The 23,643-nt window shown below is 60.1% G+C and carries 27 protein-coding genes and 1 pseudogene; 8 read left to right on the forward strand and 20 right to left on the reverse strand.

Annotated features, from left to right (window positions below):
• Positions 1-113: 113 nt before the first annotated feature.
• From M1D51_RS19410 to M1D51_RS19420, 3 genes are all read right to left on the reverse strand, one after another.
• Complete coding sequence (locus tag M1D51_RS19410; RefSeq protein ID WP_172322112.1) at positions 114-1,076, reverse strand: carbohydrate ABC transporter permease; 963 nt, start codon at positions 1,074-1,076, stop codon at positions 114-116.
• Positions 1,073-2,038, reverse strand: coding sequence for a carbohydrate ABC transporter permease (locus M1D51_RS19415; protein ID WP_172322113.1), 966 nt, complete (start codon positions 2,036-2,038; stop codon positions 1,073-1,075). The genes M1D51_RS19410 and M1D51_RS19415 overlap by 4 nt, the downstream gene beginning before the upstream one ends.
• Before the next feature lie 96 nt (positions 2,039-2,134).
• A complete protein-coding gene (locus tag M1D51_RS19420; protein ID WP_458107667.1) occupies positions 2,135-3,481 on the reverse strand; it encodes an ABC transporter substrate-binding protein in 1,347 nt (448 codons plus the stop codon).
• A 262-nt stretch (positions 3,482-3,743) separates the two neighbouring features.
• On the opposite strand from M1D51_RS19420, the gene M1D51_RS19425 reads away from it, so the two are divergent.
• Entirely contained in the window at positions 3,744-4,145 is a 402-nt protein-coding gene (locus M1D51_RS19425; protein WP_026542619.1) for a helix-turn-helix domain-containing protein, read from the forward strand.
• A gap of 46 nt (positions 4,146-4,191) precedes the next feature.
• On the opposite strand, the gene M1D51_RS19430 is transcribed toward M1D51_RS19425, so the two are convergent.
• The 7 genes from M1D51_RS19430 to M1D51_RS19460 all read right to left on the reverse strand — a co-directional run bounded on the left by M1D51_RS19430 (position 4,192) and on the right by M1D51_RS19460 (position 7,807).
• Positions 4,192-4,878, reverse strand: a complete 687-nt coding sequence (locus M1D51_RS19430; protein ID WP_458107668.1) for a DNA alkylation repair protein — start codon at positions 4,876-4,878, stop codon at positions 4,192-4,194.
• A 212-nt stretch (positions 4,879-5,090) separates the two neighbouring features.
• Entirely contained in the window at positions 5,091-5,426 is a 336-nt protein-coding gene (locus M1D51_RS19435) for a hypothetical protein (protein WP_216659616.1), read from the reverse strand.
• 99 nt (positions 5,427-5,525) lie between these two features.
• Positions 5,526-6,137, reverse strand: a complete 612-nt coding sequence (locus tag M1D51_RS19440) for a hypothetical protein (RefSeq protein WP_172322115.1) — start codon at positions 6,135-6,137, stop codon at positions 5,526-5,528.
• The gene (locus tag M1D51_RS19445) at positions 6,134-6,799 is read right to left on the reverse strand and encodes a DUF6286 domain-containing protein (RefSeq protein ID WP_172322116.1); all 666 of its coding nucleotides are present in this window, start codon (positions 6,797-6,799) and stop codon (positions 6,134-6,136) included. Before M1D51_RS19445 ends, M1D51_RS19440 begins: the two co-directional genes overlap by 4 nt.
• Positions 6,796-7,176: a hypothetical protein gene (locus tag M1D51_RS19450; RefSeq protein WP_458107669.1), complete on the reverse strand. Its 381-nt coding sequence runs from the start codon at positions 7,174-7,176 to the stop codon at positions 6,796-6,798. The genes M1D51_RS19445 and M1D51_RS19450 overlap by 4 nt, the downstream gene beginning before the upstream one ends.
• Positions 7,173-7,364 carry a DUF2273 domain-containing protein gene (locus tag M1D51_RS19455; protein ID WP_026542624.1) on the reverse strand — a complete coding sequence of 64 codons (192 nt, stop codon included), beginning with the start codon at positions 7,362-7,364 and terminating at the stop codon, positions 7,173-7,175. Before M1D51_RS19455 ends, M1D51_RS19450 begins: the two co-directional genes overlap by 4 nt.
• Positions 7,361-7,807, reverse strand: coding sequence for an Asp23/Gls24 family envelope stress response protein (locus M1D51_RS19460; RefSeq protein WP_172322118.1), 447 nt, complete (start codon positions 7,805-7,807; stop codon positions 7,361-7,363). Before M1D51_RS19460 ends, M1D51_RS19455 begins: the two co-directional genes overlap by 4 nt.
• 222 nt (positions 7,808-8,029) lie before the next feature.
• On the opposite strand from M1D51_RS19460, the gene M1D51_RS19465 reads away from it, so the two are divergent.
• Both M1D51_RS19465 and M1D51_RS19470 read left to right on the forward strand, forming a co-directional pair.
• Entirely contained in the window at positions 8,030-8,707 is a 678-nt protein-coding gene (locus tag M1D51_RS19465; RefSeq protein ID WP_458107670.1) for a DUF6318 family protein, read from the forward strand.
• 163 nt (positions 8,708-8,870) lie between these two features.
• A complete protein-coding gene (locus tag M1D51_RS19470) occupies positions 8,871-9,671 on the forward strand; it encodes a PKD domain-containing protein (RefSeq protein WP_458107671.1) in 801 nt (266 codons plus the stop codon).
• On the opposite strand, the gene M1D51_RS19475 is transcribed toward M1D51_RS19470, so the two are convergent.
• The 8 genes and pseudogenes from M1D51_RS19475 to M1D51_RS19510 all read right to left on the reverse strand — a co-directional run.
• A complete protein-coding gene (locus M1D51_RS19475) occupies positions 9,668-10,525 on the reverse strand; it encodes a sugar phosphate isomerase/epimerase family protein (protein ID WP_458107672.1) in 858 nt (285 codons plus the stop codon). The two genes, M1D51_RS19470 and M1D51_RS19475, sit on opposite strands and share 4 nt — an antisense overlap.
• A gap of 11 nt (positions 10,526-10,536) precedes the next feature.
• The gene (locus M1D51_RS19480; RefSeq protein WP_458107673.1) at positions 10,537-11,373 is read right to left on the reverse strand and encodes a carbohydrate ABC transporter permease; all 837 of its coding nucleotides are present in this window, start codon (positions 11,371-11,373) and stop codon (positions 10,537-10,539) included.
• Complete coding sequence (locus tag M1D51_RS19485; protein ID WP_458107674.1) at positions 11,367-12,338, reverse strand: carbohydrate ABC transporter permease; 972 nt, start codon at positions 12,336-12,338, stop codon at positions 11,367-11,369. The genes M1D51_RS19480 and M1D51_RS19485 overlap by 7 nt, the downstream gene beginning before the upstream one ends.
• Before the next feature lie 11 nt (positions 12,339-12,349).
• A complete protein-coding gene (locus M1D51_RS19490) occupies positions 12,350-13,672 on the reverse strand; it encodes an ABC transporter substrate-binding protein (RefSeq protein ID WP_458107675.1) in 1,323 nt (440 codons plus the stop codon).
• Between the two features lie 209 nt (positions 13,673-13,881).
• A complete protein-coding gene (locus tag M1D51_RS19495) occupies positions 13,882-14,988 on the reverse strand; it encodes a LacI family DNA-binding transcriptional regulator (RefSeq protein ID WP_172324167.1) in 1,107 nt (368 codons plus the stop codon).
• A 74-nt stretch (positions 14,989-15,062) separates the two neighbouring features.
• Positions 15,063-15,947: a PfkB family carbohydrate kinase gene (locus M1D51_RS19500; RefSeq protein ID WP_458107676.1), complete on the reverse strand. Its 885-nt coding sequence runs from the start codon at positions 15,945-15,947 to the stop codon at positions 15,063-15,065.
• Between the two features lie 81 nt (positions 15,948-16,028).
• A complete protein-coding gene (locus M1D51_RS19505) occupies positions 16,029-17,030 on the reverse strand; it encodes an SIS domain-containing protein (protein ID WP_458107677.1) in 1,002 nt (333 codons plus the stop codon).
• Positions 17,031-17,158: 128 nt separating this feature from the next.
• Positions 17,159-17,332: pseudogene (locus tag M1D51_RS19510) on the reverse strand (ArsR/SmtB family transcription factor); the annotation flags it as partial.
• Positions 17,333-17,388: 56 nt separating this feature from the next.
• Between M1D51_RS19510 and M1D51_RS19515 the strand changes: the two are divergent.
• Both M1D51_RS19515 and M1D51_RS19520 read left to right on the forward strand, forming a co-directional pair.
• On the forward strand, positions 17,389-17,532 hold the full coding sequence (locus tag M1D51_RS19515; RefSeq protein WP_458107678.1) for a hypothetical protein: 144 nt from the start codon (positions 17,389-17,391) through the stop codon (positions 17,530-17,532).
• Positions 17,529-19,169, forward strand: coding sequence for a serine/threonine-protein kinase (locus M1D51_RS19520; protein ID WP_458107679.1), 1,641 nt, complete (start codon positions 17,529-17,531; stop codon positions 19,167-19,169). Before M1D51_RS19515 ends, M1D51_RS19520 begins: the two co-directional genes overlap by 4 nt.
• Positions 19,170-19,396: 227 nt before the next feature.
• Here M1D51_RS19520 and M1D51_RS19525 read toward each other — a convergent pair whose 3' ends face one another.
• Entirely contained in the window at positions 19,397-20,896 is a 1,500-nt protein-coding gene (locus tag M1D51_RS19525) for a tyrosine-type recombinase/integrase (protein ID WP_458107680.1), read from the reverse strand.
• 11 nt (positions 20,897-20,907) lie between these two features.
• Complete coding sequence (locus M1D51_RS19530) at positions 20,908-21,720, reverse strand: hypothetical protein (RefSeq protein WP_458107681.1); 813 nt, start codon at positions 21,718-21,720, stop codon at positions 20,908-20,910.
• 136 nt (positions 21,721-21,856) lie between these two features.
• Between M1D51_RS19530 and M1D51_RS19535 the strand changes: the two genes are divergently transcribed.
• The 3 genes from M1D51_RS19535 (at position 21,857) to M1D51_RS19545 (ending at position 23,005) form a co-directional block, all read left to right on the forward strand.
• Complete coding sequence (locus tag M1D51_RS19535) at positions 21,857-22,078, forward strand: hypothetical protein (RefSeq protein ID WP_458107682.1); 222 nt, start codon at positions 21,857-21,859, stop codon at positions 22,076-22,078.
• 208 nt (positions 22,079-22,286) lie between these two features.
• Positions 22,287-22,691: a hypothetical protein gene (locus tag M1D51_RS19540; protein WP_458107683.1), complete on the forward strand. Its 405-nt coding sequence runs from the start codon at positions 22,287-22,289 to the stop codon at positions 22,689-22,691.
• Entirely contained in the window at positions 22,688-23,005 is a 318-nt protein-coding gene (locus tag M1D51_RS19545; RefSeq protein ID WP_458107684.1) for a helix-turn-helix domain-containing protein, read from the forward strand. The genes M1D51_RS19540 and M1D51_RS19545 overlap by 4 nt, the downstream gene beginning before the upstream one ends.
• Positions 23,006-23,643 lie beyond the last annotated feature (638 nt).

Below are 23,643 nucleotides of genomic sequence, written 5' to 3' on the forward strand. Positions count from 1 at the left end.
CTCCCCTCTCCGGCCGCCGTTGCTCCGCCTTCAAAACCTTAGGTGTGTACTTGTGGATTGCTGCCCTCGGTTACGCAGCGGCGTAATGCGCTGCGCAACCGAGGGTGCGGTTCCTAGCCCTTGAGGCCGCCGGACAGCAGGCCGCGTACGAAGTAGCGCTGCAAGCCGAAGAACACCAGGAGGGGGATGATGATGGAGACGAATGCTGCTGCCGGGTTCAGGTAGTCCCTTGCACCGCGTGTACCGGAAATCTCCGCCAAACGCTGCGTAATCGGGGCTACGTCCGCCGTTCCACCGGAGAACACCAGTGCCACCAGAAGGTCGTTCCAGACCCACAGGAACTGGAAGATCGCCAGTGATGCCAGTGCCGGAACCGACAACGGGAGGATGATCCTCCAGAAGATGGTGCTGTGCCCGGCACCGTCCACCCGTGCTGCTTCAATGACTTCACCGGGAATCTCGGAGATGAAGTTGTGCAGCAGGAAGATGCCCAGCGGAAGGCCGAACATGGTGTGGGCAATCCACAGCTGCGCGTAGGATCCTGCCGGCAATTGCAGGGTCTGGGTGAAGAACTGCAGCAGCGGAATGAGCGCCATTTGCAGCGGAATGATCTGCAGGGCGAAAACGAAGATAAAGAGCGCGTCCCGACCCTTGAACTTTCCCCAGGCAAACACGTAAGCGGCCATGGATGCCAGCACCAGCACAAAGATGGTGACCGGGATGACGATCGCTATGGAGTTGACGAAGTACTGCGAGAGGTTGGCAGATTGCGATCCCGCCGGCGTGAGGACGTCGGCATAGTTCTTGAACGTGAACTGCCAGTCGACGAAGGCATTCCACCAGCCGTCGGACCGGGGACCCACCTGTTTGGCTGCAGGACGGAATGAGGTAACAAAGAGGCCGAACGTCGGCACAGACCATACGACGGCGATCACGATCGCTGCCGCTGTTGCCCACTTGGACGTGAGCTTGGTCTTGACGCGCCGCATCATCGGCTGGGCGTCCTCCGTGGGATCGGATCCAGGACGCTGCCGGGTGGCCTTCGAGGCCTCTTTCGGGGCTGGCGTGGCTGTCAATGGATCTCCCTTTGCTTGCGAAGGACACGAGCGTTGTACACGACGATTGGCAGGACCATCAGGAACAGGACCAAGGCCAGGGCGGCACCACGGCCGGGTTCACCGGCGCGGAACGCCTGCGTGTACATTTCATTGGCTACAACCGAGGTGTCGTAATTACCAGCGGTCATGGTTCGGACAATGTCGAAGACCTTCAACGTAGCGATGGTGATGGTTGTCAGCACCACCACCAAGGCTCCGCGGATACCCGGGATCGTGACGTTGCGGAACTGCTGCCAGGCGTTGGCGCCATCCAGGCGGGCTGCCTCAATGAGTTCCACCGGGACACCCTTGATGGCTGCCGAGAGGATGACCATGGCAAAACCGGTTTGAATCCAAACCATCACGATGATCAGGAAGATCGTGTTCTCCGGTGCATCCAGCAGGAACTGCTTGGGATCCATGCCCAGGGCCACCCGGAAGAAGTTGATGACACCTGTTTGTTCGATGTTCGGACCGCGGTAGTCGTACACCAGCTTCCAAATGATGCCGGCGCCCACAAAGGAGATGGCCATCGGCATGAAGACCAGCGATTTCAGAACCTTTTCGCCCCGGGCCTTGTCGATGAACACCGCGTAGGCGAGTCCGAAGCTCGTGGACAGCAGAGGCACCAGAATCGTCCAGATAACGGTGTTTCGCAGCGTGGTCAATGCTTCAGGCTGCGTAAACATCCACACAAAGTTGTCAAAACCGTTGCCGTTGCCGCTGGCATCGGTGAACGCCAGCATGGATGTGCGGATTGCCGGATATACGAGGCCAACCACCATAAGGATCGCCGCAGGAGCAAGGAAGCCTGCCACCGTGACCTTGTCCTTGACCGATTTGGGGGCCCTGTCCACCAGCAACATGATGAGGCCGATAACCGCTGCGAATATCGCCAGGGCTATCACTACTTGAAGGAGTTTTTCTCCAATAAATTCCATACCCAACCTCCGGGGCGTGAGTGAATCACTAAGTTCCGGGAAAAGCACTGCCTCCCCGGCTGGGCAAACCAGTCAGGGGAGGCAGCACTTTGGGAGTTAGCTCTTAGGCCAGCTGGATTCGATGCTGTTGGCAACATCCTGCGAGGACGTGCCGTTGATCCACTGCACGATTCCCTTCCAGAAGGAGTTTGAACCCACAGCACTCGGCATCAGGTCCGAGCCATCGAAACGGAAGACCGTGTTGGGGTCCTGAAGGATCTGGACAGTGAGCTTGTCGAGGTCGGACTGTGCATTGTTGGGATCCAGGCCCTTGTTTGCACTGACGACACCGCCCAGCTTCACGCGGTTGTTGGCGAAGTCGGCGCTGGCCAGGTATGCCAGGAAGGACTGAACCTCAGGGGTGTCCTTGTAAGCGCCTACCATTTCGCCACCACCGGTGACTGCCTTGCCCTTGCTTTCGTCGATCGGCGGGGTGATGAAGGCCCACACATCGCCATCTTCAGCAACGTTGGTTCCTGCAGGCCAGTTGGCGGCCTGGAAGTTGGCCTGGTGGTGCATGGCGCAGGTACCGTCGAGGACCGGCTGGCCGGCCTGGGCGAAACCGGTGCTCAGGATCGAGCGGACGTCACCGAAGCCGCCGTTGACCATGTCCTGGTTGAGCAGGATGTCACCGGCCTTGTCGAAGGAATCTACGATCTTGGGGTCGTTGAACGGGATCTGGTGAGCAACCCACTGGTCGTAGACCTCGGGGCCATGCTCACGCAGGACCACATCTTCGATCCAGTCCGTGCCCGGCCAGCCAGTCGCTTCACCAGACTCGAATCCGGCACACCAAGGCTTCATGTTGGGGTCATCAGCTGCGATCTTCTTGGACAGCTCGATCATTTCGTCCCAGGTCTTGGGAACTTCCCAGCCCTTGTCCTTGAAGGTCTTGGGGGCGTACCAAACAAAACCCTTGACGTTGGCAAGCATCGGAGCGGCGTAGTACGTGCCGTCTACAGTGCCGTACTTCTTCCAGTCCGGGGACCAGTTCTTGTCCACGAGGTCAGAGACGGTCTTGGGAGCGGGCTTCAGGTAGCCTGCCTTTGCCTGGGTGGCAAGAAGGCCCGGCTGCGGGAAGATCGCGACGTCGGGCGCGGTGCCGGACTGGGCACGGACGCCGATCTGCGTCTCGAACTCCTTGCTGCCTTCGTACTTGATGGTGATGCCTGTGCAGTCCTCGAACTGCTTCCAGGATTCCTCAAGGTTGGTTGCCTCAATGTCCACGATCGTCGAGTAGACGGAGACCGTCTTGCCGTCGTGCTTTCCATAGCTTTCGTAAGCGGAGCAATCATCCGAGCCTGCGGTTGATCCTCCGCCGCCCCCATCTCCGCTGCAGGCGGAAAGGGTAAGTGCCAGAACACCGGCGGCTGCGACCGGTAGCAGGTACTTGGTTTTCTTCATGCTAAAGACTCCTCGCTGAGTACAAGTGATTCGGCGGCGCAATTGATGTGGTGACGCTCACACTAGCCATGATCGACGCCCAAATGCAAGCGCTTACACCGAACGTAACCGCATCGATACCAAGTAACCTGCCGATCTCGCCTCGCGGGCTGCTGCGAGGCTGCGGCAGGCCACAATCGCCGGGCATGTGGCCGGTTATGGGCAGCATTCGGAGGCGCCGCGGATTTGTTTACCCAGTGTTGCCTATGGAAAGGTAGGAAGTGTGGATGAACTTGAAGCACTGCAGACTATCGGCCGATTGATCAAGGAAGAACGTTTGGCCCAAGGCTTGAGCCAGGTGCAGTTGGCCAAACAGGCAGGTACCGCCATCAAGACCGTCCGCACCTTGGAATCGGGAACGCGGCGCACCCAGGAAATCAATCAGCGCAAGCTTGAGCATGCGCTGGGTTGGCGCGCAGGATCCGTCTCGGAAGTCCTCAAAGGGAAATCGACGTTTGCTCCTGAAATGATCACTCCGGACGACATGCGTTCGGGCGACGAACCTCGGCAGGGACCTCCCCGCATCGCTGTCCCTGCTGCTCCCATAGCCAGGGCGTCCCACCTTTCCGACGAAGAGCTCCTCGCTGAGCTCACGTACCGGATGATGCACCGCAACAGAGGCTGAATGACGGCCGGTTTGCTGACCCGCCTGGCTCATTGCCCCGCTTACCTCACTGACCCGCCTGGCGCCGCACCATCTCGTTAATCCAACTGGGTGCGAACGGTGAAGTGCAGTTTGCCGGTGTGGGGTAGTCCTTCAGGACCTCCAAGCGCTCACCGATGTCCAGGGCTCTGGCACGGTGCTCCGGAAATTCAATCCCGATCATGGCCAGGCAGTGGTTCATGGCCCACTGGAGACGATCCGGCGCTTCCTTCATTTCGCCCTCGATGAGGTCCAGCAGCCCGGAAAGATCAAGGCCCTCCGGCTTCTTGACCACTCGTTCTGATGTCAGCGCCCACCCTGCACTGGCCACCACGGGATCGGTATCCCGGAACCAGGCGAGGCGAAGCTCTTCAGAGTGTGGACTTTTCTTGACTACGTAGTTCACCAGCCAGTCCTGCACCTTGGGAGCCCGTGCCTCCCGGAGCATACTGTCCAGTTCCTCCCGTTCAAAGGCTTTGGGCCGGCAGATCAGCAGGGACAACAGCCTGGCTGCGGTGTCACCTGTGGCCCACAATTCACGTGAGAGCTCTTGCTGCGTTTTCAGCCTCTTCGCGACGGCACGCAGCTTGCTGAGGTTCACGCCATGGTCATCGCCGTGTTTTTCGTTGATCTCCCGCGCCCGGGGTTCCTCCAGCGCTGCCAACTCCGTCATGAGCCCGGCCACCGTGGTGTCGAGCACCGTTGTTCCAGCCACTGCAGTCTCCCGTCCATCGCTTGTGGCTTCAGGTTACTAGGTGCGGGCGGCTAACGGGCTGGATAGGTTAGCGGGCTGGATGGGTTAGCAGGCTGGATGGCTCACGTGAGCGAACACTGGGCATTGGGCACTGAAACCGCGATGGCAGCCCGTTTCCGCGCGGGTTTCCGCGGCGGATGCGAGCTGCCATCCCTTGCTGTTGGGGGAACCTGCTACTTGTCGCCCTTCAGCAGACCAGCGATCTTGGTGCCAAGTCCCTTGACGTTTTCGGCTACATCTCCGGCGATTTCCTTGGATTTCTCCGCGACGTCTCCCGCCAATTCCTTGGCATTTTCTCCCACATCGCCAGAGAAGAATTCTTTGACGTTTTCTGCGGCCTCACCTGCGAACTCTTTGACGTTCCCAGCTGCATCACCGGCGAATTCCTTGACGTTCTCTACGGCTTCACCCGCGAATTCCTTGGCATTTTCAAGGACCTCGCCTGCCGTGTCCTTGGCGTTTCCTGCTGCGCCGTTTACCGCTTCTGCTCCCGTGGTCTCTTCACTCATGGTGTTCTCCTCTGTAAGGGTCGGATCTGTGACGTAGCGTGCCAAAGGAGATTTCCCCCTTGGGCTCAACCTATTGGCTTGGGCTTGCCTTCTGCAATATCAGCGGACACGCTCCGCCTTGGTAAACCTGGAGCGTGCGCCGGAAACCATGTGCACCAATACCGGGGTTTTTTGGCCGATGACCAGGTCCAAGGCTTCAACCAGTTGCGACACTTCGGCAGCAAGCAGATGCGGAGCAACTCCTTGCCTGGGCTGGATGCGGATGCGCAGGCCCGGCCTCCCGCGAACCTCATAGGTCGCCACGGAAGCGGCTGCCAGGTCAGTCCTCTGAGCCAGTGCCGCCCTCAGCGCTTGCTCAGCGACGCCGCCACCGATCCGTACTTCTCCATCGATATGGCTATCGTCATCACTGGCGACCAAGAGGTTGGCCCTGCCCTTACCCTGCTGCGAAAGCCATGCAACCATGGCGATGATGATGGCAACCAGGACTGCTCCAGCCACAATCCACAGCCAGCTCTCCTCACGCCCGGGGAAGCGCGTTTGACGGAAGGCATTCTCCATTCCTGCCCAGACGGCTGCCGACCAGCCGTGCCACCACGCTGCCACAGCCGGCACGGTGGCCAGCAGCAGGAGAAGGAGTCCGACGGCCAGGAGTTTAGCGCCGATGATGAACAAGAGCACGCGATTGAGGGCCCGCGGTGTTCCATTCACGCTCCGATCACCCCCGTTGACGCAACGTTGACCCGGACGGAAGGCATCGGCACCGGCGACATTTCTTCAAGTTCTGCCTGAACTGCTGCCAGCACCGCTTCCTCACTCACCCGGATGCCGGATGTGGGCCGCACGTTGACCACCACCAGCTGCCGGGAGACGATCACCATCACCTGTTCCTGGGTGACGTTCGCGGCAGTTCGCGCACGACGCGCCAGTGCCGAGGCAAGGACTTCGTCATCAACCACGACGGCGGTTCGCGGGTCCCGCAGCAGATGCCGGGCACGCCTGCCGGGCAGCACTGCGTGCAGGAAGAAGAAAAGTCCCACCATGGCCACGACGGCTCCACTGGCACCAAGCAACAAAGGGGAAATACCCTCCGGGAGAGCGATGATGCGCTCCGCCGCAGTGGTGGGATCAATCAACCACGGCGGTTGACCCACAGCCCGCACGCCCGCCTCAAGAAGTGCATAAAGGCAGAGCACAATCACCAAAACAGCGGCAATGGCAGCAGCACCGGCGCGGGATGAATGGGTTTCACGGCGCAGGATACGGCTCATTTCAGGGTCTTCGCCCGCTACCGGGGCTGCTCCTGAGTATCCTTCGGTGTGAGCTTGCTGTTCCGGGGTGTGCCGGTCCTGGGTTTCCTGGTCCTGTGTCACTGAACGCGGCCTCCCTCTGTCACGTGGGCTCCGCTGATCCTGATGTCCACACGGCTTACCTGGGATCCGCTGAGGCGCGTGACCGTCTCGAGAACGGTGGCCTTCGCAGCTACCGCGCGGTCCCAAATGGAGCCGCCAAAGCCTTGGACGCGCGACGGGTCCCGGAGGACCTCGGTCAAAGCCGGGATGCTGATTGGTGCCACGATCGACAAAGCCAGCAGGCCGTCGTCGTCCGCCCAATCAGCACGGATGTCGCCTGCCTCAACGCCGAGGGCCTCGGAGGCGGCGGCGCGCGCCAAGGAAGTCAAAGCCTGGGTACTGATCCGGTTGTGGCCGGCCAGGCTGGTGGTGGATCCCACAGCCTCAGCCACGCTCATGACGAAGAGCGCCGGCCCGTAATGGCGTCCAGGACGCTACGGAGATCGAGTTTTCCGTCGGCCGCCCGGCCGAGCAGCGCTCCGATGCCCATGAAGAGAAGTGAGATCAGGAATCCCCACAGTCCAAACGAGAAGGACATGAACGCCACAAAGGCGCCGATCGCGATTCCAACAACGGTCATGCTCATTGGAGCGCCTCCCTTTCCACTACGGCCGCTTTGCTTCCGGCAGGTTTGATCGGCGGAGCCACGTAGACGTCGTTGATCTCGATGTTGACCTCAATGACCTGCAGGCCCACAAGCTCTTCAACGGCGCGGAAAACGGCGCTGCGGACCTGGTTGGCGACGTTGTGCAGGGGGTATCCGTAGAGGGCCACGAGGTTGATGTCCACGGCCACCTGGGTTTCGCCGACCTCCGCGCGCACGCCCGCTGCGTGGTCCGAACTGCCGACGGCGTCGCGAATCGCGCCGAGCGCACGGGACGGACCCGAACCCAACGAGTAGACGCCCGGCACCGTTCGGGCGGCAATGCCAGCAACCTTGGCCACCGCCGCTTCGGAGATGATAGTGCGTCCAGTCCCCAGGATCTCGCCCCCAGGCACAGGATCAAGCTGCACGTTCTGGTCTTCCATGGAGCACTCCCCTTCTCTTGAGTACCACCCTAGCGTCTAGCTCCGACGCTTTGGGAGAAGCTTCTCTTCGGGCACCTGTTTTGATGTGAACCCGGCTTAAATGCCGGCTCCAGCAGCCACTTCCGGCGGGTTATCCACATAGCAGGATTCGTGGCTGGGACGGCCTTGGCAGCCCACCTAGACTGGCCGACACATCACAAAACAGCTGCCGGGGAGCCTGTCATGCCACGTCTTTCGTCTGCCACTTTTCCTTTTGCCTCCTCCCGGACGGCCGCCCTGGCTGTGGGGCTTGCCCTGCTCCTCTCGGGTTGCCAAGGCGGAAGCGCGCCGGACGGCTCACCCTCACAAACAGGCTCGACGACGCCGTCCCCCACCTCGAGTCCCGCCGCCCCGGCTGCTTCGGCGGCCTCCGGTGCGCCGTCTGCGTCCGCAATCTACAAGCCCGCGGATGCGAAAGGAAAGGCGCAGAACGTGCCGGTCCCCGTGATGCCCGAGCTGGCAAAGGAGAACTCCAAGGCGGGGTTGGAGGCATTTATTGGGTATTACTATGCGGTTGGCAATTATGCAGATGAAACCGGAGACCAGACAACGTGGTCCCAACTCAGCACCGACGAATGCGAGACCTGTAAACGGATCCAGAAGGGCATAAATGACAGCCACATCAATGGCCGATGGTCTGTCGGCGGCAGCATCTCCATCCCGGTGGTCGAGCCCATCTGGGCAAGTGGAACAGCGAACCAACAGGCTAAGGTCCAAGTAATCCAAGAGCAGATTGAGTACTTCAATGCTGACGGGACCTTGGGGAGAGCCACAGAAGCCGCCACAAATTCTGCCTTCGGCCTACTTGCTTCGTATGGCTCCCACGGCTGGACGGTGACAAATCTTGGCATTCTCAACTGATCATCCGGGCTGGCTCTCGCGCGTTTCCTCGATTGCCGGACTGGCAGCCGTGATACTCGCGCTCACGGCATATGGTCCAGCACACGCTGACACGGATTCTTGGGCGGGCTACAACAATCAGCAAGATGCCCTTGACGTAACAAGCAGGTTCAAAATCGACCCTTTGACCGGACAGCTAGCAAGCAGTATCGGCGGAACACTGACCTCCTCCACTGCCGAGGAGGACCCCAATCAGTACATGGCTGACACCCACTGTCGCGCCGACGGGCCCGACACCAAGGACCCCGGCTGCGATGCCCTCGAATGCCCAGCCACCGCAACCAACACTGAAGCAGGCACCCCGGTCATCTGGAAGGAAGCCCCCAAAGCCATCACCAACCCCGGTTGGACCGACTGGATTCCCGTCAGCGGACCCACCTGCCTCTACGCGGCCCAACCCGAAAACGTCCTGGCCAACATCGCCGCCCGGATCCTCAACGACTTCCAACAACTACCCATCAACCCCGGAACCCTCCAAGCCCAACCCTTCCCCCACACCCTCAAAGGCGGACCCACCAACTTCTACACCACAACCGGCGAGCAAGCCTTCGACATCAGCATCCTCGGCCAAGCAGTCCACCTCACCGCAACACCCGCCAACTACACCTACACCTTCGGCGACGGCACCACCCTCGGACCAACACCAGCCGCCGGCTACTCCATCCCCGAAACCGAATGGCTCAACAACCAAACCCGCACCAGCCACAGCTACACAGAAACCGGCAACTACCAAGCCACCCTCACCATCAGCTTCACCGGCACCTACTCCGTCAACAACGGCCCACCCCTGCCCATCAACGGAACCCTGAACCTCACCACACCAACCAAAACCATCCACGTCTGGAAAACAGAAAGAGCACTCGTCGCCGACACCTGCCAGGAAAACCCCAACTCCTGGGGCTGCCCCGACGCCAAGACCGGTTAGGTGGATATCGTGGTCAGGCTCGCTTTAACGGCTTCCAGGCACCGCTCTACTGCGGGGCGGGGCTGCAGTGCGTAGGAGCCGTCCCCAAAGAGTTCAAAGGTCAGCGCTCCGCTGTAGTTCAGCCGGCTGAGGTCGCGCAGGATCTCATCGAGGTCCAGAACTCCATCGCACCAAGCCAGGTGTCCGGTGGGAGCACCATCAACCAAATGAACGTGTCGGATCTCCTCACCAAAGGCCTTCGCGTAGTCGCTGACATCGTCTCCGGCCGCTGTCATGGCAACAGTGTCAATCACCACCCCCAAAGTTGAGGATCCGACGTCGTCGAGCATTGACCGGAGCGAGCTGACATCGGTGACCAGGTTCGACTCAACACGTTGAAGGGGCTCAAGAACGCATCCCACACCAAGTTCGGCAGCGCGCTGAGTGATGGTCTGCAGGGCTTCGGCCGAACGCGCCCAAGCGAGCTCCCTTGGTTCGTCCTCGTACCCTCGTCCGGCGGTCAGGAACAAGAGCGGAGCCTCCAACTCGCTGCACACTTCCGCGGCTCGCAAGAACAACTGCAAGCTGTGATCTCTGAGCCAGTCCTCCCCGGAGGCAATATTCACGGGATACGCAACCTGTTCAGGGGTCAGGCAGGCGACGCTAAGCTCGCGCTCCGACAGCTGACTCCTGACTTTTTTCAGATGTGCTGAATTAACGTGGGGAATGTGAAGGTGCGGGGCGATGCCCCAAAGCTCCACCTTCGTCCTTCCCAGCTCAGCCATGTCATCGAGGCAACGCTCGAGGGTGTGGTACTGGTAGGCGAAGTTCGATCCACCGACCTGGTCCAAGCTCAGTACATGCTCCAAACCCATCACGCCCACAACTACTTACCCACTCCGTCGGCGAGTCCACGGATGAAGTACCGCTGTCCGGCAAAGAACAGCACAATCACCGGAATTGCCGCGATTGCCATGCCCGCGAAGACCACGGGATAGTCCGTGCCGTGCTTCGACATCAAGTTGGTGAGCCCCACCGGCAGGGTTTGCAACGCTCCCCCGCTGGTGAACACCATGGCGAACAGGTACTCGTTCCACGTGAAGAGGATGTTCAGAAGGACAGTGGAAACCAGGATCGGTTTGCACATGGGCAAGATGACCTGCCAAAAGGCCCGGGCCTTCGACGCCCCGTCCACGGATGCTGCCTCATCCACCTCGGCGGGCAAGTCCATCATGTAAGCCCGGATAAGGAACGTGGTGAACGGAACCCGGAATGCCGTGTAGAGGATGAGCAACGCCCACAGATTGTTGTAAAGCCCCAGGCTTTGGAACATCTTGACCAGCGGGATCAGGGCAACCGTGGGAGCGAGCATCAGTCCGCCAAGGATGAGAATGAGCACCACCCTGTTGAAGGGGATGTTGACCCGGGTCAAGCCATAGGCAGCCCATGCGCTGATAAATACTGTCGCAATGGTGGAAGCAACGGTGACCAGGACGCTGGTAGTGAGGTAGTCGCCCACCCCGCGATTCCATGCCGTGATGTAGTTCTCCCATTTCCATGCAACGGGCAGGGCGAACGGATTGGAAAAGAGTTCGGCGTTGGACTTCACGCCGTTGAGCAGCATCCAAACCAAGGGATAAACAACCACGACGGCGAGGGCAACCAGGAACGCCTTAACGAGGACCCGGCCGAGTACCAGCAGCAGGGCTGAGCGCGTCACCATTGGACCCTCCTTTTCTTGGAGATGCGTAGCTGAATGACGGCCAGGACCAGGGTGATGATGAAAACGGCAGTGGCGACGGCGGCCGCGTAACCGAAGTCGTTGCGGACGAATCCATTCCTGTAGAGCCATGTGCCAAGGACCTGGCTGGAGTTGTTGGGCCCTCCGCTGGTCATCACCATGACTTCGTTGAACACTTGGAAGGCTCCGGACACCGTGACGATCATCATGAGGCCGGTCATTTCCCTGACAAGCGGCAAGGAGATCGAGAAGAAACGCTGGAACGGGCCAACGCCGTCGATCGACGCAGCTTCATACAGCTCGGAGGGGATTCGTTGAAGGGCCACCGAGAAGAGAAGCGTGCAGTATCCAAAGCCCTGCCACTGGCTCATGGCGATGATGGCAAAGATCGCCGTATTTTCCTGTCCCAGCCATGCTTGCGTGAAATTTCCGAGGCCCAGGAAATCCAAGGCCGCGTTGAGGATGCCCATCTCCGGTTCATAGATGAAGTAGAACAAGAGACCGGCAACTGTCAGGGAGATGGCGGACGGCACAAAGTAGACCGCACGGAGGATTCCCCTCCAACGCTGGCTTCGCAGTCCCTCGATCATTGCTGCGAGGATCATCGCCCCGAATACTTGGAAGGCAATGGAGATGACCGCGTACAGCGAGTTGTTAAGGAGTGACTTCCAGAAGATGGGGTCGTTGAACATGCGGAGGTAGTTGTCCGCGCCCACAAAGGTTTGTCGGCCGCTGTAGATGTCCCATTTGAGGAAGCTGAACCCAAGGTTCTGCACCAGGGGCAAGTAGGCGAACGCGCCCAGCAGCAGAACCGCCGGCAGCACCCACACAAAATTGCGCCAGCCATGCGTCCGGGCGGACTTGCGTGTCCGGCTTTTCGGCGACTTAGTGGAAAGAGGTGCCGGAGGCGGAGCCGCGGGCTTCCAGGCAGTATCGGAAACAGTCATGGCACTGCCTGCTATTTTGCTGCACTGGAAGCAGCCCGGACAGAAGCAAGAACCTGGTCCGGGGTCTGTGTTCCGGCCACCAAGGCTTCCCCGCCGGCCAACCAGGCATCAGCAACGGCAGGAACAGTAACGGAGTCCAGCCAGGTGATGGCGGCAGATGCTTCGTTTACCTGCTTGATGCCCTCGATCACAGGCACTGAGGAGTTCTCGGTGGAAACCGCGCCCTTGACGGCGCTGGGCTGCCCATACGGCGGAGCGGAAAGTTTGGCAGCATTCTGGCTGTTGGTAGCGAATTTCATGAAGTCGGCCGCAAGTGCGGCGTTCTTGGAGCGCGCATTGATGATGTAGCCCTCGGGGGAACCTTCAATGGCCTTCGGATCGCCCTTGGCATCTGCTGCCGCTGGAAGCTTGAAAATGCCCAACCCATCCTGCTTGAGCTTTGAATCGGCGGAGGCGGTGGAGTCGAATTCAAGGATCTCCTGGTAGTACATACCGGACTTCCCCTCAGCCAGGGCCTGCTGGGCCGTGGTGTAGAGAACGCCGTTGGAATCCTTGCCGCTGCCGGTGCACTCATTGACCAAGGTGGTGAATTGGTCCATGGCCTTGAGGTAACCCTTGTCCTCGAGCTTGGCTGTTGCAGGGCTGAAATCCCCTTGCAGCGTTTCGGCGGGCACCTCGTAGGCGAAGAGTTGCTGCAGGTAGTGCAGGCCCGGCCAACCGTCCTTGTTTCCGAAGGAGATCGGCTCGTAGCCGGCTTCCTTTAGCACTGAGCAAGACGAAATGAGTTCGTCGAAGGTGGACGGCGGTGTCAGGTTCAGTTCCTTAAAGATCCGCTGGTTGTAACCCATGAACTTGCCGTTGTTGTAGAGCGGGACTGCGAAGTACTTTCCGTCTTTGGCAAATGCTTTCAGCGCGGATTCACCGAAGTTGTTTCCCCACTCAGTGCCAGGGGCAATGACGGGGGTCAGATCTGCTGCGAGGCCACCGTCAATGAAGTTGTTGGCCCAGCTGCCGGCCCAGGTGAAGTAGATGTCCGGCATGGCCTGGGACGCAGTCAGAGTTTTGGTCTTGTCCTTGATGCTCTGGTCCGTCTCCTGGATGAGATCGAAAGACACTTCCGGGTGCAGCTTTTTGTACTCGGAAGCCAGGTCCTCAAAGTAGGGCTCCAGGGGATCCCCGCCGAACTTGGTGAGGATGCTGAGGGTTCCTGTGTACTGCGGCTCAGCATTGGCATCCAGGACAGCGGCCGGTTGGCTGCCGCCGTCGGAACAGCCGGTAAGCGCCAAAGCGGCGCCGGCCAGCAATGCCATCAGTGATTGGGTGCTTTTACGCATCAGTTCTTCTTTCGGTCGAAGGGCCGATCAGCCGGGTCTCCTCTATGGGAGTGGGAAGTTATGCCCGCCGTTGGGTGGCTTCACGGAGACGGGCTGAAGGGTAACTCCTGATTGGAACGTTGGGGTGAAACTTGTGATACCGGTACCACAGTGAATCATGATTTGAGGCATCGGGGAAGAGAGCAAAGAAAATTAGGACAGGGAAATTTCTATTCGCTGCCGGCAGCCCGCACAGGGCCATCCGACGAGCGGGCAACCAGCAGCGAGGGCAGGACGTGCTTCTTGGGGGCAGAAGTATCGCCGTCGATCCTCGCGATGAGCTGCTGGGAAGCGACCGCCCCCATTTGGCGCATGGGTTGCTGGATCATGGTCAGCGGGGGTTCCATGACGGCTGCCCAAGGACTGTCGTCGAACCCGATCAGGGAAACGTCCTTCAGCAAGCGCAGGTTTTTGGCACGCAAGGAATGAAGGGCGCCCACCGTTGCCTCAGTCTCGGTGGTGAAGATGGCAGTGGGTGGGTCCGCAAGGGCGAGCATTCCACTGATAGCCCGCGTCGCCTGGCCCTCGTTCTTGAGAACGTGGGTGATGAGCGCAGTATCAAAAGGAATCCCGGCCTCTTCGAGCGCATCGAGGTAACCCCTCAACCGCTCGCCGTCACTCCAAAGCGCTTCGTCCAGGATGCTGTGCATCTGTTTCAAATCCGTCGCCGGGCTCAGGGTCACCGGCCCCCACGCGAATGCTATGCGCCGATGACCGTTGTGAATGAGCGAGGCAACGGCGGACCTCGCGGCTTCCCGGTTGTCGATCACCACCGAATCCGTCTCCAGTTTGTCCACCAGGCGGTCGATAAGAACCACAGGGGTTCCTCGATCAATGGCATTGGACAGATGGGAGACGTCATCACTTCGCCCCGCAGCTGAAGCCACAACGAGGCCATCCACTTGCTTTGCCAGCAAGACGGCGATCGCGTCGCGCTCCAGCTCAAGCTTCTCGTCAGTGCTCAGGATGATGGCATCGTAGCCGGCCGTTTTGGCGGTTTCCGAAATACCTTTGAGCACGCCTGAGAAGAAGGGGTTTGCCACATCTGCCAGCACGATACCGAGGGTTTTGGTGACCCCGGTGGTCATGCTTCGGGCCAACGTGTTTGGTTGGTAGCCCAATTTCTCGGCTGCCCGCATCACCTTGGCCCGTGTGGCTTCACTGACCGATCCATAGTTCCCCAGGGTCCGGGCAACGGTTGCCCTGCCCACGCCGGCGGCTGCTGCCACTTCGGTTATGGTCGGGGCAGCCGGGTGGTTCTGATGATCCGTCGCCATCCGGCCCCCTTCAGTTGTGGAAGCCGCGTTGGCGGTTCCGTCCGTTGATTTGTCTCTGCATCAGATCCTAGTAGCTACCTCGCGTGCCCGGCTGCTACCTCGACTGCCCGGCCGTGACCGAAGGCCCCCTCCACATAGCACTGGGCAGCGGCGGACCGGGCACCTCTGGCCAAGGCTTTTTGACACTCCTCAACCGGCGGCCGATGCGATCGACTCCAACCCGAACCCAACAGACTGACCACGAGTCCCGCCAGGAAGGCATCGCCGCAACCCATCGTGTCCGCAAACCGCAGCGGATCGGTAGCTGCCGCCGCCTGCGTCAGGAAGCGTTCGCCGTCGTACATCACTGCGCCCGACTGGCCGCGCGTCCCCACCGCAAGCGAAACGCCCGCTGCGTGGACACGTTTAAGGTCATTTTCGACGGCGGCAACGGTCATGTTTCCGCACGACAAAAGTGCCAGGTCCACGTAGGGCGCAGTCTGCGCCAAATAGGCGTCCGTTCTACGTTCGGGCTCGGACGAATAGTCGAAACTGACCAGGGTCCCAGCACTTCGCACGGCAGGCAACTGGTTCTCCGAGGCGGAGTAGACGCTCGAATGTACCAGCTGGGCCGAGGCAAGGTAGTTGAGGTGTTCATCGTCCAGCACGAAGGGATCGCTTGTGGTGACGCCTCCCTGGTTCCAGCCCAGGAAGATCCTGTCGCCGTCCACCACTTTGATTTCAGTGACCCCGTTGAGGCCGTCGCGGATGATGCACCGGCTGGTGTCAACACCCTCCGCATCAATGGCATCGCGGACAAAAGTGCCCAGCGGATCCGAGCCAAAGACGCCGAGGTAGGCGGATTCAACGCCCAGCCTGCAGGCAAAGACCGCAACGTTGACGCAGTTTCCCCCGGGGTACATCACTTTACGGTCGAGAAAACGGTCCACAATGTTGTCCCCGAAACCGATTACTTTCATGCTCTTCCTGTCTCGAATCTGCGGGCCCGGACAGTGCCGGGCCCGCAGCGCGGCCTTATGCCTTTGCGGGCGTTGCGCTGGTCAGTATTCGACCACCCGGTAGTAGCGGCGCAGATCCAGGGAGTGGTTGCGGACGCGCTCGAGGTGCTTGCTGAAACGGTCAAGCACCGTGTCCAGGATCAGCGGGGCAAGGAGTGCGCGGAATCGAGGGCTGACCCCCGGGAGTTCGTAATCCTTGCTGTCCAGCAAAGTGGTGTTCTTGTTGTAGTTCTCGGCAAATTTGGCCACCCGATCCATCAGAGGGCGGGTTTCGTCTTCACCCAGGAGCAACATGAGGCTGGTGTCTTCCTCGATGAGCTCAAGGGAACCGTGGAAGAACTCGGCACCGTGCACGCGGGTGGTCCGGAGCCACTGCATCTCTTCCAGGATGCACATGGAATACAGGTAGGTGAGGCCCCACAGGTTCCCGGTGCCCACCAGGAAATGGTAGTCAGCGTCCTTGTTCTTCTCAGCGAACGCTTCAGCCACTGATTCTGCTTGGCGGGCGACATCGACCAGGCTTTCAGGGACGGTCTGGAGTTCTGCAGCCAGCTCTTCGTACCCTTCAAATTCGCCCCGCGCGGCGAGAAGACGAGTGCTCAAGAGAATGATGGGGATATCGAACGGCCAGGTTTTGGGTTCGGTCACCAAGGCCACGTCAAGGGCTTTGGCGAACGGGCTGTCACCGAATCCGGTGAACCCGACGGTGTAGGCGCCCTTGGCCTTGGCAAACTCGATGGCCTCGATCACGTCTTCGGTAGTACCCGATACGGAGGCGAAGACAGCCACGGAGCCGGGGCCGAACGTGGGATCCTGGGTCAGCATCAGCTCTTTGCCGATGGACGCGCGGACGGACAAGGTGGAGCGGGACCGGATGAAGTGCTCGTACGGCAGCATTGCTGCATAGGTTCCGCCGGCACCGATGAGGAACAGGTCGGTCATCCCGCGCTGCTGGATGGAATCAACCACCGTTTCGATCTGCCCCTGCAGTGCCAGTGCGCTGCGGGTCTGCGTGAGGAATTCCTCTTCTTTGAAGCCAAGCACGGATGGTCCTTTCACTATGACGATCTGAGAGAGTTGAAACAAGTTGATACCGGTATCAAGATGTGGTCATTATGGTGTCATGGGGAATCGAAGGCGTCAATAGATTCGGTTGGCGCGGTTTATCGGGGACGTAAGCAGGTCAGGTGGTTGGACATACTCTGCCGGGACACCCCGACCGAGTCCGCCAAATCGGACGGATAAGACGGGGACTCCGCGAGGGCCAGAAGAACCTTGGCCCTGGTCGGGTCCGAGACCGCAAAACCGAACCGGGCCAGCACCGGGGCTTGGATGAGAGTCTCCATGCCCTTCATCGAGGGCCGGGGGCAAGAGAAACGCCAGCGACGGGTAATGATTGAGTATGCGCACCAACTCGGAACACAACAAATCAGGACAGCATCCGGGATCCCGCCGGCTTGCCCCCACCGAGATGGATATCCTGCTGGACGGCGGTATTGCCGAGTTGGGCGATATTGTTTCACTGCATTTCGAGGAGATTCTTTGAGTTCCAAGAGGCCCCCCGCGCCGCCTCCACCCATCCCGGGATTCCAGTACGTCAGCCTGCTCGGCTCGGGCGGATTCTCGGATGTTTACCTGTACGAACAAGACAGGCCCCGCCGCAAAGTAGCCGTTAAGGTGCTGCTTTCGGACCTGAAAACCGAGGGCGCACGGCGTCGCTTCGAGTCCGAGGCCAACCTGATGGCCCAGCTATCCTCGCACCCGTACATCGTGACGATCTTCGAAGCGGAGATCACGGAGAACGGCCATTCCTACCTCGCCATGGAGTATTGCTCCAGGCCGAGCCTCGATGTCCGGTACCGCCGGCAGCGCTTCAGCGTGGACGAGGTCCTGGCCGTCGGCATCCAGGTGGCTTCCGCCGTCGAAACCGCCCACCGGGCCGGCATTGTGCACCGTGACATTAAGCCTGCAAATATCCTGGTCACCGACTACAACCGGCCTGCCCTGACGGACTTTGGTATCTCCGGTACCATCGGCGCCGACACCGAGGACGACGCCGGGATGTCCATTCCGTGGTCGCCGCCGGAGCAGTTCCGTGGCGGTGCCGTGGACGGGGTTCCCGTGGACATCTGGGCCCTTGGCGCCACCCTGTACACGCTCCTGGCCGGCCGTTCGCCCTTTGTTCTGCCCGGGCAGGACAATTCGCAGCGCGAGCTCATTTCGCGCATCACCAACTCGCCCCTTCCCAGGCTTGGGCGGGCGGACGTTCCGGAATCGCTTGAACTTGTGCTGGCCACGTCCATGGCGAAATCGCCGGGGTCCCGCTACTCGTCAGCGCACGCTTTTGCCTTGGCGCTCCAACGGATCCAGACAGAACTGAACCTTTCAGTCACGCCGTTTGAGGTGCTTGAAGAGCCAGGACATGACGACGAGCAGCACCCGGACGACAACTTCGAGCAAACCCGTGTCCGGAGCATCTCCTCGACCGAGCCGGATGCCACAAAACCCGACGCCCCACAGCGGCCCGCCTGGCCCACTTGGCCCACGCAGCCGAGTAGCAGCCCTGCCCAGCCCATCCACCACGATGCGCTGCAGTTCCAGGCGCGGGGGCCCTACACATCAGCGCACGGTGGCACCGGCCCTGCACAGTCGAAAACGGCCGGGTCCACCGTGCTGCGCGGCTGGCAGCCTTCGCGTCCACCGTCCACCGCCGGCTCAGCGGCAACCAAGGAAGACGCTACGCCGGCAGGCCACAGCAAGCGCAACCGGCGGTTGGCCGGCACCGGCGCAGCAGTACTGGTTGTCGCCATTGGGGTGGGGGTAGTACTGGGCTTCATGGCGCAGCCGAAGGTGGCCACCACGGAAACGGAGAGCCAGAAGCCAGCTGGCCCCTCGAGGGACGGCGGCGTACCCGATGTAGTAGACCTTGTAGGGGTGCGGGATCCCGATAACCCGGACTTCGCTGATTTCCGGTGGAAGAACCCTCAACCCCAGCCAGGGGACACCTATATGTGGCGTTACCGGACTGTCGACATCCCGGAAGGCCAGTACGACCCCGTAAATGAGCCACACGCCCGGGCCTACTTCGGCTTTGATGAGCAACTCTGCATCCAGGTAGTTATTGTCCGCGCTGACGGTACTTCCTCGGCAGGAGAAGAGGGATCCATTGCCTGCGTGGACTAGCAGCCGGCCGGCCCCTTCGCGGGACCGCCCGGCCCCTGGCAGGCCAATGGCGTTAAAGAAGAAAAGCACCAGTTCCGAAGAACTGATGCTTCCCAGTGGTGGCTCCGACCGGCGTCGATCCGGTGACCTTTCGATTTTCAGTCGAACGCTTTGTGCTGAATAATGCCGCTATTTGCTGGGTTGCTGCGGAGTTATACCAAGGGTTTACCAGAGTCCTCCCCAGCCCGTCATCCTCCGATAAGGCGGTCCAGACCGTTGGCTGCCGAAAAGAAATCATCCTCAAAGAGTTCCGCGTAGGTGTTCAAGGTGGTCGTGGCATCTTTGTGTCCAGCAATCCGCTGGACATGCTTGACGTTCTTGGTCACAGAGAGATAAAGGCTGACGGCAGTGTGTCGAAGGTCGTGGAATACAGGCGGCCGGAAGTCCAAGTCCCCATATTCGAGCGCGATACTCTCGGATCGACGCAACTCGTCACGCAGTTCATCCGCAATCCCAGCTTGGGAAGCGAGCGCCAGCCAGGTCTCGGAACCGACGGCCCCTTGGTTCGGCAACTCCAGATCGTATTGAAACCCAGTCAGAGCGGCAATGGTCAGATCTCCGAAGAAGGCCAGCCCACGTCTCGTCTCGGTCACTCCTAAGGCGGATTGAACACGGCCGACACTCGTGGCGGCCAAATGCGTGGCTGGCCCAAAGTAGCGCCTTCCGAAGTTGGAGTTCCTCATGGGCATACCTTGGGCCGAAGGAAACAACAGCGTATCCGGGGCTCGTCCTTCAACAAGCCCAACAAGGATGTTCACCAAGGAAGCTGGAAGAGGAACCTCGCGGGATTCATGACCCTTCGTTTCACCTAAGACGAGCTGACCGTGTACCTCTGAATAAGCCTTGGAAACCGACACATAAGGCTTAGGTCCCAAGTCAAGATCGCCAATGACCAGCGCAGTCACTTCTCCCCAACGCAGCCCCGTGAGCCCCGTGAACCGGATCAAAAGTTCATGACCGCCGGAGCATGATGCCAACCGCTCGAGCTGCGGACGCGTGAGATAAACAGGCTTTCGTTCTGTTTTTATCAACGGCACATAGTCACGCCCACCCGCCGGATCCTTGGCTGGGTTGGCACCAAGAATCCTGATGCTCACGGCGTGGTCCAGCATTCTTGATAGCTGCTTAGACGCCCGAGCTCTCGTATCGCCCGAGGCGGCCTGGCCGTCAACCCCCTTCATTGACCGAGTCCACTGGGCAATCTCCGCATACTTGACGTTGCTCAAAGGGATCCGCCCCCAGTACGGATCGATCATGCGCCAGTAGAGCCACTCGTAACCCTGCACTGTCTTGGGCGTCGCGGGACGTCTCCCACTCGCCCCGACAGATTCGATCCGGGCAATCCACACTTTGTACAGCTGGGAAATCGTCATGCCTGCCGCCGACCTTGGATCGACGTAGGTCCCCGTTCGTACTGACTTCGTCTGATCCTTACGGAAGTCCTCAGCCTCGTCCTTCTTGTTAAATCGTTTCGTCTTCCACTTTCGCTGGGGGTCCAGATAACCGACTTCCCATCGACGGGACCTAAGCTTTGACACCGCCGGCGGCGTCAAGCCATACTCTTTCGCACGGCTGGCCTGCCCTTCAGCAAATTGCCGGGCTTTGGCCTCAGTCTCGTATTCGTTCCGTATTCGCTTTCCGGAGACCGTCGAGTACGTAACAGCCCAATCAAGCTTGCGAATGCCCATCGCTATCACTCCTAGCCATAGTGCCGCTTGAAATCATCCGCAGACGCTACTGTCTCGCTACCAAGGAAGATGTCGCGTTCATCGGGGCCGCGTCCTTCAATAAGTCCGTGCCATACGTATTGCTCGCTGATGCCGTACTTTTCGGCGATTTCGCTCTGCGTCATCCCGGCCATTCGCAACTGGCGGAACCCGGGGAAGTCAGGATCCGTGAGCAGAGCGCCGAGCGGGGTCAGCGAACCGGAAGCCCTTCCTCGCTCACCCGCAGTGAGAAGCATTCGTCGACGCGCTTCCTTTATGCGCTGCGCCATAACGGCAGGCGACATGTCAACAAGCTTCGCCAACGTTGCTGTCGCACGCGAGTTGCCCAGCCGAATCTGCTCTGCGTATTTAGCAGCCAAAGCGGCGTACTCGACATTTGTCTTCGCCGAAGCTTTGTCTCGCCAGGCGTCGAAGCGACCTTGAACGTAGGCCGCATTTCCCCTCAACTTCTCGACCTGCTCTTCCGCTGCTCGCTGCCTATCGCGTGCGCGCCTAACGGCCGCATCGACGTACGGCTCCAGCTCAAGGCTCCCAAGCGGAGGTAGACCGGCGGCCCGGCCCAACGGGAGCAATAGTACCTCCGCCAGCGACCAGTCATCGGGGGTGAACTCAATACGCAGCCCCACCGCCCAGTTGTCGATCGGAAACGCCGAGAGCGCGACGTTCTCATACAACCTATCGATCGGCTTGGGGAGCTTATTGCGCCCCGCGCTCATGTGACGCACAAGGAGGACCAAATCTTCAGTCAGCTTCCGGAGGGCAGGACTCGCAACGTCGGACTTCATGACCTCACAGTATCCGATCAAAGTCCAAAACTTAGATTCATAGGTTGACAGATTCGGCGCCATGCCCTAACTTTAGACCCATCGTTCATAGAATGCAACTATGAACACAGGTAGAAGACTATGAAAGGACGTGCAGGTGAAACACCCCATGGAAGGGTTCATTAGTGCTTCCGGCGAAAACCTGTCAGGGCCCATTTATCTCACCCGCTCCGAGGCCGCCAGCTATCTGAACGTGCCCGCGCATTGGCTCGCCAACAACACCAAGAGCGGCCCCCCGATCATCAAGATCGGCGGTCTTGTGCGCTATTCTGCGGCCGCCCTTGATGCCTACATGGCGGCGCATGAGTGCCGGCAGTGACTCCCCAAGTAGCTCAAAGAGCTCAGCACCTGCACAACTGGGCAGCCATCAGCGCGCCGCAACGACAGCCAGGCGGTTGTCTCCCGGCTCTTTCTCGAGTCATCTATCGCCCAAGCAACTTCAACAACTGGAGGTAAATATGTCCCACTCACCGAATCGGCGCCCGATCAGCATGTCCGTTCCGCGTCGCAAGACCTATCGCCCTCGCGTGAGCGATGAAGCGTGGGAAGCATCCATTCGGCTCGCTCGCCGCCTCAACGCCGCACACTCCCAGCCCCAGCCGGTCCCTCAGCGCAGCGTCACTGAATTGCCGGCACAAGGTTTGAACCCATACCTGGACTGCTGGATCGCTGCGGTCACAGGTGACACCGCCATCAGTGCCGAAGCCTTGCTTGTCGCCAATGCTCTTTCGCGGTCCGTCGGAATCGGGCGCGTTGCACTCACCGATTGGCAGCGTTTGAACCGCTATCTGGGTCGGGAGTCGCGTGACCCCCGCGTGCACTCCAACCTTCGTGAGCTTCAGACCGCAGGCTACTTGGGGCGCCACCAGGGCAACATGTACCACTCGTCTCGGGGGTGGCGGATTCAACTCCCGGAGGAGGAAGCACTGTGACTGAACCGATTCCGCGCAGGCAGTCGCGTCCTTTGCAGTACCTGAAGGCGGTAGCAAACTCCCGCCTTCCCACGGGAGCCCGGGCGGTCTGCTGGGCTCTGGCCAGTTTCGCAGACAATACCGACGGCACCGCATGGCCCTCACTGGCGACGCTTGCTAAGGCCACCGGTCTTTCGAAGCCGGTGATTTCAAGGCATACGGTTCGCGCTGAAGCGGCCGGCTATCTCCTCAAGACTGTTCGTAAGAACAATTCGATTATCTACACCATCACTGAGCCTTGCTCGGAGGCCCCGCCGGATCATCCAACGACATAGCCGAGCGAGGGGCGAGGGGCTTTCCAAAGGAAAAGTTCCTCTCCCCGAGCTATCAAGGGTCGTTTAGCACCGGTGCTACCCCGGAAGAGACCACTCAGCCCGCCTACAAATTAGTCGGTAGGTGGAACGAATTTATCGCGGCAGACCTACAGCAACTTTTCAATACAGGGCTACCGCGGGAATAGCGCCCCCTAACTACCTCACCGTTCCACTACCTCAGGTAGAACGACCTCAAGGGAGGACTACCTGAATTCGAACTACCTCTATCAACTACCGACAGCGTCATTCCCTCCAAGAAGGTTTCACTTGCGGGCCTCTTTCAGGAGGCCCCCACCGTTGCCCCGCCATCACTGCTTGCGGTCGTGCCTGGGCTGGGCAACGGGGTTGTTCCCGAAATCGCGCCCCTTCCGGCGCAGAGGCTTGATCATCAACCGGAAAGCTGGCAAGGGGGCAGGCAACAGGCCTGCGTCTAGCGACAAACCGTCCTGCAGCTTGTGGCTGGTGAAGGCAAAAGCGGAGCCCCGCGCAGCCCGGACGGCGGAGCAAGCTCCGCGCAACTCACCTAGTCCTGGGAATTACCAAGGCCTCGCGGTCTGAGACATCCTCCAACTCCTGAAAGGCCAACCGTGGTCCAGAAA

It is taken from the genome of Arthrobacter sp. R3-55, assembly GCF_054161505.1.

Bases quoted from the DNA above. Each gene is read 5' to 3' on its own strand.
- M1D51_RS19415 (WP_172322113.1), bottom strand. From the start codon at position 2,038: ATGGAATTTATTGGAGAAAAACTCCTTCAAGTAGTGATAGCCCTGGCG.
- M1D51_RS19420 (WP_458107667.1), bottom strand. From the start codon at position 3,481: ATGAAGAAAACCAAGTACCTGCTACCGGTCGCAGCCGCCGGTGTTCTG.
- M1D51_RS19435 (WP_216659616.1), bottom strand. From the start codon at position 5,426: ATGAGTGAAGAGACCACGGGAGCAGAAGCGGTAAACGGCGCAGCAGGA.
- M1D51_RS19450 (WP_458107669.1), bottom strand. From the start codon at position 7,176: ATGAGCGTGGCTGAGGCTGTGGGATCCACCACCAGCCTGGCCGGCCAC.
- M1D51_RS19455 (WP_026542624.1), bottom strand. From the start codon at position 7,364: ATGAGCATGACCGTTGTTGGAATCGCGATCGGCGCCTTTGTGGCGTTC.
- M1D51_RS19460 (WP_172322118.1), bottom strand. From the start codon at position 7,807: ATGGAAGACCAGAACGTGCAGCTTGATCCTGTGCCTGGGGGCGAGATC.
- M1D51_RS19465 (WP_458107670.1), top strand. From the start codon at position 8,030: ATGCCACGTCTTTCGTCTGCCACTTTTCCTTTTGCCTCCTCCCGGACG.
- M1D51_RS19475 (WP_458107672.1), bottom strand. From the start codon at position 10,525: ATGGGTTTGGAGCATGTACTGAGCTTGGACCAGGTCGGTGGATCGAAC.
- M1D51_RS19480 (WP_458107673.1), bottom strand. From the start codon at position 11,373: ATGGTGACGCGCTCAGCCCTGCTGCTGGTACTCGGCCGGGTCCTCGTT.
- M1D51_RS19485 (WP_458107674.1), bottom strand. From the start codon at position 12,338: ATGACTGTTTCCGATACTGCCTGGAAGCCCGCGGCTCCGCCTCCGGCA.
- M1D51_RS19490 (WP_458107675.1), bottom strand. From the start codon at position 13,672: ATGCGTAAAAGCACCCAATCACTGATGGCATTGCTGGCCGGCGCCGCT.
- M1D51_RS19495 (WP_172324167.1), bottom strand. From the start codon at position 14,988: ATGGCGACGGATCATCAGAACCACCCGGCTGCCCCGACCATAACCGAA.
- M1D51_RS19500 (WP_458107676.1), bottom strand. From the start codon at position 15,947: ATGAAAGTAATCGGTTTCGGGGACAACATTGTGGACCGTTTTCTCGAC.
- M1D51_RS19515 (WP_458107678.1), top strand. From the start codon at position 17,389: ATGCGCACCAACTCGGAACACAACAAATCAGGACAGCATCCGGGATCC.
- M1D51_RS19525 (WP_458107680.1), bottom strand. From the start codon at position 20,896: ATGGGCATTCGCAAGCTTGATTGGGCTGTTACGTACTCGACGGTCTCC.
- M1D51_RS19530 (WP_458107681.1), bottom strand. From the start codon at position 21,720: ATGAAGTCCGACGTTGCGAGTCCTGCCCTCCGGAAGCTGACTGAAGAT.